The 13,982-nt window shown below is 62.8% G+C and carries 12 protein-coding genes; 6 read left to right on the top strand and 6 right to left on the bottom strand.

Going from position 1 to position 13,982, the window contains the following annotated elements:
• Positions 1-327: hypothetical protein (locus ACTHNE_RS07275; RefSeq protein WP_440268897.1), on the top strand; the 327-nt coding region annotated here is incomplete at its 5' end.
• A gap of 361 nt (positions 328-688) precedes the next feature.
• On the opposite strand, the gene ACTHNE_RS07270 is transcribed toward ACTHNE_RS07275, so the two are convergent.
• Together ACTHNE_RS07270 and ACTHNE_RS07265 are read right to left on the bottom strand one after the other, a co-directional pair.
• A complete protein-coding gene (locus ACTHNE_RS07270) occupies positions 689-2,986 on the bottom strand; it encodes a TonB-dependent receptor (protein ID WP_440268896.1) in 2,298 nt (765 codons plus the stop codon).
• 109 nt (positions 2,987-3,095) lie between these two features.
• Positions 3,096-3,491, bottom strand: coding sequence for a DUF2946 domain-containing protein (locus ACTHNE_RS07265; protein ID WP_440268895.1), 396 nt, complete (start codon positions 3,489-3,491; stop codon positions 3,096-3,098).
• Between the two features lie 157 nt (positions 3,492-3,648).
• Here ACTHNE_RS07265 and panE point away from each other — a divergent pair, with 157 nt between their 5' ends.
• From panE to ACTHNE_RS07250, 3 genes are all read left to right on the top strand, one after another.
• On the top strand, positions 3,649-4,575 hold the full coding sequence (gene panE, locus ACTHNE_RS07260) for a 2-dehydropantoate 2-reductase (protein ID WP_324946196.1): 927 nt from the start codon (positions 3,649-3,651) through the stop codon (positions 4,573-4,575).
• 206 nt (positions 4,576-4,781) lie between these two features.
• The gene (locus ACTHNE_RS07255) at positions 4,782-5,558 is read left to right on the top strand and encodes a TenA family transcriptional regulator (protein WP_324946190.1); all 777 of its coding nucleotides are present in this window, start codon (positions 4,782-4,784) and stop codon (positions 5,556-5,558) included.
• A 128-nt stretch (positions 5,559-5,686) separates the two neighbouring features.
• Positions 5,687-8,386 carry a putative bifunctional diguanylate cyclase/phosphodiesterase gene (locus tag ACTHNE_RS07250; RefSeq protein WP_440268894.1) on the top strand — a complete coding sequence of 900 codons (2,700 nt, stop codon included), beginning with the start codon at positions 5,687-5,689 and terminating at the stop codon, positions 8,384-8,386.
• Between the two features lie 63 nt (positions 8,387-8,449).
• Here the strand turns inward: ACTHNE_RS07250 and msrA are convergent, their stop codons facing one another.
• The 4 genes from msrA to ACTHNE_RS07230 form a co-directional block, all read right to left on the bottom strand.
• Positions 8,450-9,133, bottom strand: coding sequence for a peptide-methionine (S)-S-oxide reductase MsrA (msrA, locus tag ACTHNE_RS07245; protein ID WP_440268893.1), 684 nt, complete (start codon positions 9,131-9,133; stop codon positions 8,450-8,452).
• Positions 9,134-9,402: 269 nt separating this feature from the next.
• Positions 9,403-9,621: an RNA-binding S4 domain-containing protein gene (locus ACTHNE_RS07240; protein WP_440268892.1), complete on the bottom strand. Its 219-nt coding sequence runs from the start codon at positions 9,619-9,621 to the stop codon at positions 9,403-9,405.
• The gene (locus tag ACTHNE_RS07235) at positions 9,618-10,061 is read right to left on the bottom strand and encodes a barstar family protein (protein ID WP_324943380.1); all 444 of its coding nucleotides are present in this window, start codon (positions 10,059-10,061) and stop codon (positions 9,618-9,620) included. The genes ACTHNE_RS07240 and ACTHNE_RS07235 overlap by 4 nt, the downstream gene beginning before the upstream one ends.
• Complete coding sequence (locus tag ACTHNE_RS07230; RefSeq protein ID WP_324943384.1) at positions 10,058-10,489, bottom strand: ribonuclease domain-containing protein; 432 nt, start codon at positions 10,487-10,489, stop codon at positions 10,058-10,060. Before ACTHNE_RS07230 ends, ACTHNE_RS07235 begins: the two co-directional genes overlap by 4 nt.
• Positions 10,490-10,644: 155 nt before the next feature.
• Between ACTHNE_RS07230 and ACTHNE_RS07225 the strand changes: the two genes are divergently transcribed.
• Together ACTHNE_RS07225 and ACTHNE_RS07220 are read left to right on the top strand one after the other, a co-directional pair.
• On the top strand, positions 10,645-11,610 hold the full coding sequence (locus ACTHNE_RS07225) for a TolB family protein (protein WP_440268891.1): 966 nt from the start codon (positions 10,645-10,647) through the stop codon (positions 11,608-11,610).
• Positions 11,611-12,010: 400 nt separating this feature from the next.
• Positions 12,011-13,663 (top strand): serine hydrolase, encoded by a 1,653-nt coding sequence (locus tag ACTHNE_RS07220; RefSeq protein ID WP_440268890.1) that lies wholly within the window; start codon positions 12,011-12,013, stop codon positions 13,661-13,663.
• Positions 13,664-13,982 lie beyond the last annotated feature (319 nt).

Below are 13,982 nucleotides of genomic sequence, written 5' to 3'. Positions count from 1 at the left end.
GATGGGCACCTGGCGCGGCACGTGCGCAAGCTTCGTGACGTATACCGGAAGCGGCGGGACCTGGTGTGGGAGATATTGCGCTCGGATTTCTCCGCGGAATTGCAGCCGGTGCAGTCGCATTATGGGATGCATGTGGCGGCGCGATCGATGGTGTCCAAAAGCCTGGAGCGCGTGACCGCACGGCTGTTGGAGTCGAACGTGCATTTGCATTCGTTCGAGCGCTATTTCTTTGGAACGCCTGCATCGCAGGGCCTGGTTTTCGGGTATGGGGCCGTTGACCTCCAGGACATCGAGCAGGGGCTGAAGGTGCTGCGGCGCGCGCTTTAGGGGACTGGCCTGAATGGCGCTTATTTAAAGGCGCTTCTATAAAGTGCCCTCAAGCGAAGCAGACATCTCGATGCTGGTGAAAGGCGGTTCCCTCCCCTGCTTGCAGGGGAGGGATAGGGTGGGGTGCGAGCGAAGCGAGCGGCGGAAGCCGAGCAAGGTGACGATGCCATTTCCCAAGGGAAATTCAGCTATACGCTAAAGCCCAAACAATCCCACCCCCGGCCCTCCCCTACTACCGCAGGGGAGGGAGTAGATCATGGCCAGCGTCAAGTTATGTCGCCCAGTCACGCCATCAGACGAGCTGCGAGCAATTTATAGAAGTGCCTTTAAGTAAGCGCCATTCGGGTCCGGCGCCTCTCGTTTACAGCCGCAACTTCACGCTGGCGACAAACGTGCGCTGCGGGAACGGATGAAACAGGAAATACTGTCGATTGTTGAGATTGTCGACACCGAACGACGCCGACAGTTGCTCATTGACCTGGTAGTTCGCATGCAGATCGAACACCACGAACGTATCGAATGCACCGTACACATCGGCAGTGCTATCGGTGTTGTCCATGGTCGAATACTGCTTGCCGCTGTAGCGGCCGGCCAGCGTGAAAGCCCATGCGGGCGTGGGCCGATAGGTGGCCACGGCGGTGGCGCGCCAGCGTGGCACATACGGTACATGCTTGCCGTCCGATGTGCTGCCGCTGTTGCTGGCGAAACTGTCGTTCGAAAGAACGGTGGAGTCGACGTAGGTGACACTGCCGGAAAGCTCCAGGCCTTCGATCAGCACGTTATCGTGATCGGCCGCCAGTTCGATGCCGCGGTTGCGCACTTCGCCGACGTTGGTGAAGAACGTGACCGGCACGGCGTAGCTGGGCAGGGTGGAAGTCTGCGAAATGATCGCGTCGCGCGTGTTCTCCTGGAACAGCGATGTACGCACGAAGCCTTCTTCCAACGTGTGCTCGATCGCCAGTTCGCCGCTCACGTCGCGCTCCGGCTTGAGGTTCGCGTTCGGCGAGGTGAACGTGGCGCCTGTCGCCACCAATTGATACAGCTCCGCCACGGTCGGAAAGCGCACGGCCTTGGCCGCCGACGCGGTCACGTGCCAGCTGGGCGCGGCATCCCAACGTACGCTCAATTTCGGCGAGAACGCCGACGCGCGTTCGCCCGGCTGGTGCACCGCCGTCTTGCCGCTGAAGTTGAAGCCGTCGCTGGCGCGCCATGTTTCGTAGCGACCGCCGATCGTCGCCAGCCAACCGGGCGCGATCCGCCAGGCGTCCTGCACCCATAACGCATGCGTGCGGGTCTTGCCGCGTCCGGCGGCGTACAGGCCGGTAATGCTGGATGGCGCCTGCCATGCAGCGAGGTTGTAGGTGGGATTGGCGAGCGTGTACTCGTCCGCATGTACGCCCGCAGATATCTCGTGCGCGCCGGCATGGCCTTGCGGCCGCCAGATGCCGCTGAGGTCGGCGGTGGACCAGCCCGTGCCGCCATAACTGGCCAGCAATCCGTTTGGCGTAAACGTCACGCCGCTCGCCACGCCGGCCGGCGACCATTGGTTGTCCTTGGTGTAGTCGTAGTGCGTGATCACCAGCGAACCATCGATATTGCCACCGGTATCCGTCTTCAACGACAACGCCTGCATCAGGTGGTGCGCGCTCAGGAATGCGCTGTTGCTGGCGAAGGCGGATGACTTGCCGTACGTCGGCGCGCCTTGCGCATTGCTCAGGTAGGTCTGTACGCGCGACTGGCCGTGGTTGCTCCAGAAACCTATCCAGTACGCCGCCTGCAGCCACGGCGTCAGTTCATAAGCAAACTTGCCGTTGAGATTCAGCTGGCGCGAATGCAGCAGCCCGGCCGCGCCAAGCACGTTGGCGGGCTGGCCGACCTTGTTGTTTGCCGGAATGGTACCGGTGGTGCCGGCCGGTATCGACGCGCTGGTGATGTAGCTGAGCGGCTCGCTGAAACTGTTGAGGCCACTGGCGCCGACGAACCAGGAAAACTTCCCGTTGCGCCCGCCCGCGGTAACGCTGGTCTTGCTGGTGCTGTAGTGGCCCTTGGTGTTGTAGAAGTCGTACGCCTGCAGCGCTTCGGTCTGCTGGATCGTCACTTCCGGTTTGTCCGGCGTGCGCGTGACGATATGCATCACGCCGCCCATCGCATTGCCGGCGTACGCGGCCGAGTAGGGGCCGTACAGCATGTCCACGTGATCGATTTGCTCCGGCGACACCATGCCCCAGCGCGGCGCGCCGATCGTGTTGTTGTTGGCGATCAGCGCGGAGATTGGAATGTCGTCCACGTACACCAGCGTGCGCGCGCTGGCGTTCACGCCCCAGTTGCGCGTGGCGATCACCGGCTGCGTGTCGCCGATATTGCGTTTGCGGATGAAGATGCTGGGCATGTAGCGGGCGGCGTCTTCCACGTCCAACGCGTTGACGGTGGCGTCGATCTGCGCCGCGCTGACGCGGGTTTGGGTGGCCGGAAAATCCGGCTTGGACGCCGGTGGTGTGTGCATGCGCGCCGATACGCTGATCGGCGCCAGCGTGGTGGTTTTCATTGGCGCAGGTGTCGTGTTGGAGGCGTCCTGCGTGGTTTGCGCCATGGCGATGGACGAGGCCAGCATGGCCAGCGGCAACGCAGTGCGTGCGCTGGTGAGGGGGATAGGCTGCATGGTTGGGGAATTCGTTCGAGTGCGAGAAGAATATCGATGCGTTCGGATGTTTCTCTCGTCATTCTGGGCTTCGCCGGAATGACGAGCAAAAACTAACAACGCTGCCGAATCAACCTTCGACAAACAATGGCGGTCCCCGCGGGTGCGCACTCAACCATGGCTCGGCGGGCACCCGACGCGGCATCGTTGTGCGCGGTACGAACGATGGATGCTGCAAGCTTGGCAAGACGAGGGCGATGCCCAACCCCACCACCGGCACATGCGAAAAAAGCACGCAATAGCCGCAGCGTGCGGTGGGATCCTCCGGATGTTCCGGCATGCCAGCATGGCGATGATCCGGATGCGCCGCGTGCAGCGGGCATCCATCGTCCGGCGCGGACGACATGCCCATCGCCATGCCGCCCATGGGCATCGAGCGGGACACCACCGGCATCAGCACGATCAAGGCCATGGCGGCCAAAGCCAACCATGCCACGAACCGTTGCTGTGCTGCGCGTTTCAACACGCGAGGATCCCTTGATGCGCCCTAGCCCGGAGCAGGTGTCGGACATGATGACAGCAAGCGCGGGGAACGTCATGTGGCACGCTGCCGCGTATGCATTTTGTCCACCGCCACGCTGGTGGATAATGCCGTCGGTTTTCTCGATGAAGGCAATGCAGCGATGAAGATACTCGTAGTCGGTGCAGGCGCGACGGGCGGTTACTTCGGCGGCCGCTTGCTGGAAAGCGGCGAAGACGTCACCTTTCTGGTGCGCAAGGCGCGTGCGGAAGTGCTGGCGCGCAACGGCCTGCAGATCCGCAGCCCCGCCGGTGACGCCGCGCTGCCTTCGCCGCCGACGGTGCAGGCGTCTTCGCTGAAGGACGGCTATGACCTGATCATCGTGAGCTGCAAGGCTTATCACTTGCCGCAGGTGATCGAGGACATGGCGCCCGCAGTCGGCGCGCATACGGCGATCCTGCCGTTGCTCAACGGCATGCGGCACCTGGATCTGCTCGATGCGCGATTCGGCGCGGCGCACGTGCTCGGCGGCCAGTGCATCATCGCCGCCACGCTGGATGCCGAAGGCGTGGTGCGTCATCTCAATCAATCGCACAGCCTCACCTTCGGCGAACGCGACGGCAGCCGTTCGTCGCGCGTGGAGCGCATCGCACAGGCGATGTCGAACGCCCGCTTCGAGCCGCGCCTGAGCACTTCCATCCTGCAGGACATGTGGGACAAATGGGTGTTCCTCGCATCGCTGGCTGGCATTACTTGCCTGATGCGCGCATCGGTCGGCGACATCGTCGCGGTACCAGGCGGCGAGCGGGCCACGCTGGATCTGTTCAAGGATTGCCGCCGCGTGGCGCAAGCGCACGGCTATGCGCCCAGCGACGTGGTGCTGGAACGTGGCCGCTCCGTGCTGACCGAACCGGGTTCGGCGCTGAGCGCCTCGATGATGCGCGATCTGGAACGGGGCGGCGCGGTGGAAGCCGATCACGTCATCGGCGACCTGCTGATGCGCGGCGAAGCGGCGGGGCTGGAACTGCCGATGTTGCGGCTGGCGTATACGCACCTGAAGGCGTACGAGGCGCGTCGCGGACGAGCGTAGCTTGGTATGCCGGGGAATGGTGAATAGGGAAATATTGCGCCATGCGTTCAACGATTCTCCATATCCCATTCCCTTGATCCCTTCGAAAACCCGGAAGTCGCAACGACTGCGCCGGGCGACCACTATTGGTATGGCTGGGGCCGTTCCAGGCCCCGGCGTCGGCCCGTCCGGGCCGAGACGACCCTAACCAAAGTGGAGACTCACACATGTACGCACATTTCGAACGCACAGGCCCGCTGACCCATCTGTCCAGCTATCCGACATGGGCCCAAGACATGGTCAACGCTTGCGAGCCGACCAAACACGCCGTGGTCCAGCACGAATTATGGACGCTGATGCGCGAAAACCGCCTGGACGCGGTCGGCACCCGCGACTTCATGGTCGGCGTATGGCCGGTGATCGAGCGGTTCCCTGGCTATATGGCGTTCAACCTGCTCAAAACGCAGTATGGCCGCAGCCCGGGCGAAAACATGGCCCGCCGATGGCTGGTACGCAACATCCGAGTGGAGCAGAATCATGCCGAATACTGGCTCAACTGGGCCGAGGGGGCAGGGGTGCCGCAAGCGGAAGTACTGAACGGAAGCACCCCGTACGGCACGGATGCGCTATCCAATTGGTGCGAGGAGGTCAGCCGCAGCGGTCCGCTGGCGGCGGGCATGATCGCCACCAACTACGCCGTAGAGGGGGCGACCGGGGAATGGTCGCAATGGGTTTACGAGAGCGAGGCATACAAGGAGAACTTCCCCAAGGCCACGCGTCCGGGCACCCTGCGTTGGCTTCAACTTCACGCAGCGTATGATGATACTCATCCATGGGAGGCGCTGGAGATCGTGTGTACCCTGATCGGGAACGCTCCTCGCGCGGATGAAGTCGCATATCTGCAAGAATGCGTCAAACGTAGCTATGTAAGTATGAGGATCACCCTGGATCGGTGTCTGGATGTGCGTCGAGACCCGTGGCTGGCCAGTGAAGCGGCCGCTTAAGTAAAGCGTTGGTGGGGCGATACACGTCAGGTCGGCAGTTTCTGGACTGTGGATGACAGGCTCTAAGAAATAGGGGCACGATGCGTATCACCCGCAATGCTCAGCAACGACCGCTGTCACGACGGCTTATGCCTTTGGCGTACGGCTTGGCGGCGGTCGTTGGCTTGGTTTTGTCCCTGACCTGGGGAGCGCTCCAGGTCCAGGTCACGCTGGCGGGCTTCTTGAACGGCGAAAGCCTGTGGTCCAAGGCCCAGAAGCAATCGGTGATCGACCTCACCGACTATGCCCGCACCGGCGATCCGGCCCGGCTGGCGAGCTTCCGCCGCAATTACGAAGTGGTGCGTACCGACCGCGCCGCGCGCGACGCCATCGCCAGCGGCCACTACGACCGGCACACGGTCTACGAGGCGTTCCGGCGCGGCGGGGTGATCCCCGCGGCCATTCCGGGCATGGTCTTCATTCTCGATCACTTCGCCCAGCTGCCTTACGTCGGGCCGGCGTTGAAGGACTGGCGTTCGGTCGATGGCGCGATCGAAGACTTGAATACCATCGCCGACGAATTGCAGCAGGCCTATGCGCAGGGCACGCCTCCGGCCCGCGAAATCGCCGGTCAGCGCGCGCGCATCGATGCGCTCAACGCCTTCATCCAGCCGCGCAGCGACGATTTCTCGTTGCAGATCGCGCTGGGCGCCGCCTGGCTGGGGCGGGTGTTGTTCGCCAGCGTGCTGCTCTCCGCATTGCTGGCCTCGCTGCTGTGGGTGCGCATGGCCAAGCGCATCCTGGCCGGCATCCGCGGCACCGAGGAACGCTATCGCCTGCTGTTCGACAGCGCCGCCGACGCCATCGTGATGGTGGACGAAGTGCATGGTCGCATTCTTGGCGCCAACCGCACTGCCGGTGCCTGGACCGGACGCAACCCGCATGAACTGATCGGCCTCAATTTTCTCGAGCTGTTCGTGGAAGGCAGCACGCGTTCGGCCGGCTCATCCACCATCGGCCTGCTGCGCGCGGTGGATGGCCTGATCCGCACGGTCGAAACGCACAGCAGCCTCACCACGTGGGGCGCGCAGCCGGTGCGCCAGGCGATCATGCGCGACATTTCCGATCGCATCGCCATGGAGCAGGAACGCCGCATCGCCGCCGAAGCGCTGGCCAGTGTTGCCGAAGGCGTGATCATCGCCGATGCGGATAGACGCGTGACCACGGTGAACGCCGCGCACACACGCATCACCGGCTACACGCTGCCGTATCTGCAGCATCATCGCTTCGACGAATTGCGCCGCATGCCCGATGGCTCACCGTTACCCTCATCGATCTGGGAAATGGTGGCCGAAGGCGGCAACTGGGTGGGCGAAGTGCAGAGCTGGCGTTCGGATGGCTCCTCCTATCCGGAGCTGCTCAGCATCAGCGCCATTCGAAACATGGAAGGCCGCGTGCAGCACTACGTGGCGGTGATCACCGACATCACGCGCAGCAAGGCCGATCGCCAGCGCCTGGAGTACATGGTGGCGCACGATCCGCTCACCGGCCTGGCCAACCGCAGCGAGTTCCAGCGGCATTGCTCGCAGGCGATCGAAGCGGCGGCGCGCGTGAACGGCGCCGCGGCGGTGTTGTTCGTGGACCTGGACGCCTTCAAGGCGGTGAATGACAGCTACAGCCATGCCATCGGCGATCGCCTGCTGGTGAAAGTGGCGCAGCGCATCCGGCGCGAACTGGGCGAAAACGACGTGGCCAGCCGCATCGGCGGCGACGAATTCACCGTGCTGCTCGGCGGCCTGCGTACGCGCGAGCAAGCTGCGCAGTTCGCCAGCCGCCTGCTGCAAAGCCTGTCCGAGCCGATGCTGATCGGCGATTACGAAATCGTGATGAGCGCCAGCATCGGCGTGGCCGGCTACCCGCTGGACGGCAGCGATCCGGTCACCCTGATCGCCAACGCGGACGCGGCCATGTACGCGGCCAAGACGCAGGAGCGCAACACCTTCCGCTTCTACACGCCGCTGATGCACGCCGACGCGCGCATGCGCCTGATGCTGGGCGCGGATCTTCGCCAGGCGCTGATCCGCGACGAATTCCACCTGGTGTTCCAGCCCAGCGTGGAACTGCGTAGCGGCCGCATCGTGGCAGTGGAAGCGCTGGTGCGCTGGCGCCATCCCGAGCGCGGCGAGCTGATGCCCGATGAGTTCATCCCGCTGGCCGAAAGCCTGGGCCTGATCCGCCGATTGGACGCCTGGATCATGCGCGCGGTGTGCAACCAGATCCGCATGTGGGACGAAGCCAAATTGCCGCCGATCCGTGTGGCGGTGAACGCATCGGCCGCCACCTTCGGGCATCCCGGTTTCATCGACAGCGTGAAGCAGGCCTTGCAGGCCAGCCAGATCTCACCCAAGCGGCTGCTGTTCGAAATCACCGAAAGCGCGATCCTGCGCCTGGGCGAAGCCACCGAGCAGACCATGCACACCTTGCATGCGCTGGGCATCGGCATCGCCATCGACGACTTCGGCACCGGCTATTCCTCGCTGGCGTACCTGAAGTTGTCGGGCATCGATTACCTGAAGATCGACCGCTCCTTCATCACCGACCTGCCCAATAGCGCGAACGACGTAGCGATCGTCGAAGCGATGCTCGCCATCGCCCGCAGCCTGGGCATGTGCACGATCGCCGAAGGTATCGAAACCGCCGAGCAGCATGATTTCCTGCTGCGCGCCGGATGCGCCGAAGGCCAGGGCTATTACTACTCGCGCGGCCTGCCGCCGCTGGAAATCGAGCGGATGCTGTCGCCAAACCCTAGGCACGAACCATCGCGGTTGCGGCTGGTGCCGCCGAAGTAGGTTGGGGTGCAAACCCCAACACGTTGCCTGCATACATCACGATGTTGGGGTTTGCACCCCAACCTACAGCTTTACATCCACCACCATCTGCTCGTCCTGATACATCCCAGGAAACACCTGCTTCAACCGCGCCACCTTCGGCGCATCGTTGACCACGATGTACATGTCGTTGGGATGCTTGCGCGCGTAATCCTGGTGGTAATCCTCGGCTGCATAGAAACCCGTCAGCGGCGCCACCTGCGTCACGATGGCGTCGTCGAATACCTTCGCCGCGTTGAGCTGCGCGATGTACGCCTGCGCGATTTTCTTCTGCTCCGGACTGGCAAAGAAAATCTCCGAGCGATACTGCGTACCGGCATCCGGCCCCTGGCGGTTGAGCGTGGTGGGATCGTGCGCGACTGCGAAATAGATCTTCAACAATTGCCCGTAGCTGACCACGGCAGGGTCGAAAGTGATCTTTACTGACTCGGCATGACCCGTGTTGCCTTCGCTGACCACCTCGTACTGCGCCGTGCCTGCATTGCCGCCGCTATAGCCTGCCCAAACCTGGCGTACGCCACGCACGTGTTCGAACACCGATTGCATGCCCCAGAAACAGCCGCCCGCGAGCACTGCGGTTTCGGTGCTGTGCGTGGCGGGTTTGGCTTCGTCGTAGGCGGGGTCGGGCAGGGGCGCATTGCTGGCGGCGGCGGTGCAGGCGGTCAGGCTGAGCAGGGCGGAAAGGGCGGCGAGACGACGGGGTTGCATGGCGAGTCTCCGAAAGAACCTGTTCGGTATTCGCCGATGGGTTTTGTTTGGTTACACCACACAGTTTGCCGGATATGTCCCCTCCCTACGTGTAGTAGAGCCTGCCCCGGACTTGATCCGGGGGGAGGGTTAAGCGGTGGGGGAAGCAACCTCGCGACGTATTCAAACAGTGCGGCAAGCTCGAACAACCCCACCCCGACCCTCCCCTGCAAGCAGGGGAGGGAGCCATCATTTGCGCAGCTGAGATTCGAGGCGGACTGGACAGCGCGCTACGCCGACACCACACGAATCTCCACATCCTCCAACCGCACAATCTGCCCCGCGTGAATCTTGCAGGTTTTGCGCAGCTCCTGCTGCCCATCCACATACACCGCACCGCTGGCGACGATCTGCTTGCCTTGCCCGCCGCTATCGCACAGGCCGGTAAGCTTGAGCAGTTGATTGAGTTCCACGTAGTCGCGGTCGAGTTCGAAGTCGATTCGGGTCATGACGGACGATGCGAAGGCAGCACCATCGGGTGCTCGGGCAAGCTGAGGAAAGCGAAGAACGGGCGGCTCTGGCTGATGGCGAAGCCGGCCGATTCGTGCAGGATAGCCAGCAGCGTGTCGAAATCCTTGGCGGCCGCTTCGCGCAGGTCGCTGGCGTGATCGAGCAGCAGCACATGGCCTTCGCCATGCAGCCATTCAAGGTCGCGCAGGGTGTCGAGCAAGGCATCCCAGTTCTGGCCGAAACCGTTGGGCACGTTGAGCGCGGCGGCAAGGCGGCGCAGCAGTTCGGCCTTGTCGCGGCAGCCGGCCAGGTCGGCGCTGCATACGTACAGCCGGCCTTGTTCGGCCGCGGCAATAAGCGCGTCGAAGTCGGCGGCGTCGACGAAGTACACGCCACCGTCGTTCGCCTGGGTCAGGTCGAGGGCGCCTTCCTCGCTCATCGATTCACCTGGAAGGACTTGAAGCTGCGGTAGTGATCGTCGGTGTAGTAGAACACCGTGGGCGGCGTGCCGCCGGTAATGATGCGACGCGCGCCGCGGTTGCGCGCATCAGGCGTGGGCACCGTGTATTCGTGGTAATAGCCGCGCGGTTGTTTCGGCAGCAGGCCTTCGTAGTTACCGAACACTACGCCGTCCTGGCTGTACGGATAAGGGCCGCCTTGCAGGATGGCAGTCAGCGTGACGCAAGCCTCCGGCGGCATGTACGACGGCAGGTTGGTGCGCGCGGCAGGGCAGTTGACGTTGCCGGTGGCCGGCAGGGTGACGTTGCCGTGCGACACCATGCCTTGAGGCGGCGCGGCATGACGGTTCCAGAACACGATCCCACCGATCAAGAGGGCAAGCAGGATCAAGGGGATGAGGCGAGACAGGGACACCGCGGACTCCTTGTTGGCGACCTGCGCAGTGTAGTGCGTCGCGGGGCGGCGCGCCTTCGATGCCGGCATGCGCAATGACTTTAAGGACATGCGGCAACCCGAAGGCGAAGACTATACAGCGTCTTCCTGCCTCCTTAAGGAAGAACGACATGCTCCGCAAGTCTTTGTGGTGGATGGTTGCGCTCGGCCTGTTGAGTCCAAGCTTTGCATCGCTTGCCGCCGATGCGCCCCAGGTGTTTGCGCCGGGCGTGATTTCCGGACCGGCCGGCGAAGCGTGTCCGGCGTTCACGCCGGACGGTGACACGGTGTATTTCGACGTGGGTTCGATGATCCTGGTGTCGCATCGCGAACATGGCACGTGGTCCAAGCCGGCGATCGCACCGTTCTCCGGACAATGGCTCGATCACGATCCGGCCATGTCGCCGGATGGTTCCTATCTGGTGTTCGTGTCCAACCGTCCGGTGACGGGCACGGAAGCCTTGGCGGCGACGATCAAAGGCAAGGTCAGCCCAGGCCGCGGCGGTCATCTATGGCGCGTGGATCGCAAAGGCGCCGGCTGGGGCATGCCGGTGCATCTGCCCGCTGCCGTCAATGCCAGCGACCGCACATACGCGCCGAGCATTGCAGCCGATGGCAGCCTGTATTTCATCCATCCGGATGCGGACAACGTGTTCCACATTTACCGTTCGGCCTTCGAACATGGTGCGTATCAACCGGCGGCGCGAGTGGCGATAGGCGATCCGGCCGCGGCCACGTTCGATCCGGCGATCGCGCCCGATCAATCCATGATGGTGTTCAACTCGGCCGATGCCAAATCCGGCGGTACGGGTGATTTCTACATCGCCTTTCGCGAAGGCGATCACTGGGGCACACCGATCAACCTGGGCGAAGCGATCAACGGCAAGCCGGGCAAGTGGAGCCAGTGGGGCGCGCACTTCAGTCCCGATGGACGCACGCTTTACTACACCAGCGACCGGCGCACCGAGCTGACATTCCCATTGACGCCTGCGCAGGCCCAGGCGACGCTGGCGCGCATGCAGAGCTGGGACAACGGCGGCGACAACATCTGGTACGTATCGTTGGTGCCATGGCTGGATGCGCATCGCGCGCGGTGACGTAGGTTGGGGTGCGAACCCCAACACTGCGATCTGGAAGCATGGCGACGTTGGGGTTGGCACCCTGATATATCCCCACGTTTTTGCTTAGCGCTTCTTTACTCTGCAAAAACGAAAACGTTCATGCTGGAGGGCCGCCAAAAAGCCCAAAAGTCATTCCGGCGAAGGCCGGAATCCATGCTTCGTACTGGCGATGGATTCCGGCCTTCGCCGGAATGACGGTGAGGCGATATGAGCGATTACGCACAGAAATGGTTAGTCCGCTGATTTCGCTCAACATATCAGGCGAAAAACGTGGGGATATTTCAGGGTTTGCACCCCAACCTACGTGACCTTTGGCGCAGCGTGCGGGTGGCCATCGACCAGCTAGACTGCGGCTTTGTTTTGCCGCGGAGCTACCATGCCTCTTCCGTCCTTGTCCTTACGCATCACCGCCGGCTGCGCCATGCTGGCGTTCGCCATCGCCGCACCGGCCTGGTCGCAGACGCAGCCGGCAACCGATGCGCCGCAGGACACGCAAGCAGCGCTGCCGCCGATGCTGCAGGATTTCGGCGCCTATGTGGACAGCGCGCGCAAGACCTTCAACGTGCCGGGCATTGCGGTGGCGATCGTCAAGGACGGCAAGGTGGTGCTGGAAGAGGGTTACGGCCTGCGCGAAAGCGGCAAGCCGGAAAAAGTGGATGCGCACACGCTGTTTGCGATTGCGTCCAACACCAAGGCTTTCACCGCCGCCGCGCTGCAGATGCTGGCCGAGCAGGGCAAGCTGGACATGGACGGGCGGGTCACCGATTACCTGCCGTGGTTCCAGATGTCCGACCCATACGTTACGCACGACATGCGCGTGCGTGATCTCTTGGCGCATCGCAGCGGCCTGAGCCTGGGCGCCGGCGATCTGCTGTATTGGCCGCCGACCCGCTACAGCACCAAGGAAGTGGTCGAGCGCCTGCGCCATGTGCCGATCGCCAACGGTTTTCGCAGCCACTACGCGTACGACAACGTCCTGTTCGCCGTCGCCACGCTGGTGATCGAAAACGTATCTGGCCAGAGTTATGCCGACTACCTTCGCGAGCACATCTTCAAGCCGGTCGGCATGGACGAATCGCTGGTCGACATGACTTACCTGAAACCCAGCATGGATGTCGCTACCGGCCATGCGCTGTACGACTTCAAGAACCTGAAACCAGTGCCGCCGATGGCCTGGACCAACAACCCCGGCGCCGGCGGCATCTACGCCAGCGTGCACGACCTGGCCAAGTGGATGAATGTGCAGCTCGCCGGCGGTGAACTGCCGGGCAAGGATGCCGACGGCAAGCCGCGGCATCTGTTCTCGCAGGACAGCCAGAACCAGATGTGGACCATGCTCACGCCGATTCCGGTAAACAAGCCGCCGATTCCGGAACTGCAGCCGCTGATGCCGAATTTTTCCGGCTACGGTGAAGGCTGGTTCCTGAGCGACTACCACGGCCAGAAGCTGGTATGGCATACCGGTGGCTGGCCGGGCATGGTCTCGCGCGTCACGCTGGTGCCGGGCTTGAAGCTGGGCGTGGTGGTGCTCACCAACCAGGAAACCGGCGCCGCATTCAACGCGGTGACCTACCGCGTGCTGGATGCGTATCTCAATGCATCCAACAAGACCGATTGGGTGGCGGTGTACGACAAAGCGGTGAAGCATGCGCAGGGCAAGGCGGACGAAAACTGGAAAGCACACCAGGCCGCGCGCGACGCCAAAGCCAAGCCTTCCTTGTCGCTGGCGAAATACGCCGGCACCTATCGCGACCCGTGGTATGGCGACATCGTGATCGCCAACGAAGGCGGCAAGCAGCGCCTACGTTTCAGCAAGACGCCGCAACTGGTCGGCACGATGACGCCGTGGCAGCACGATACCTTTATCGTGCGCTGGGACGACCGCGCCTTGAACGCGGATGCGTTCGTGAACTTTGCACTGGACGTGGATGGCCACGTGCGCGAAGCACGCATGCAGCCGATTTCTCCGCTGACGGATTTCAGTTTTGATTTCCAGGATTTGCGCCTGACGCCGGTGAAGGCCGATTAATCTCTTAATCGTCTTTCCTGGTTTCGAAACATCGGTATTGCCACTTTTCGTAGCACTCTATTGTTCCTCACCGTCATTCCGGCGAACGCCGGAATCCAGTTCAAATAAGTCGTGCGAAGCACTCAGAACGATTTTGTGTCCTTCGGACGCGTTGTCAAACTGGATTCCGGCGAACGCCGGAATGACGGTGAGGTAAGACCGCAGGCATCAGCGGTTTGCAGGGGATAAATGCATCAGCCATGCCCGGAGGAATCATGCGTTCACGTCACTATGTTTTCGGCGCGTTATTGAGCGTCAGCCTGCTCACCGCCTGCACCCA

The organism is Dyella sp., from assembly GCF_051954575.1.
Taxonomy (GTDB): Bacteria; Pseudomonadota; Gammaproteobacteria; order Xanthomonadales; family Rhodanobacteraceae; genus Dyella_B.
The sequence above is the reverse complement of the archived record's forward strand: the minus strand, read 5'-3'. Positions and strand labels throughout refer to the sequence as shown.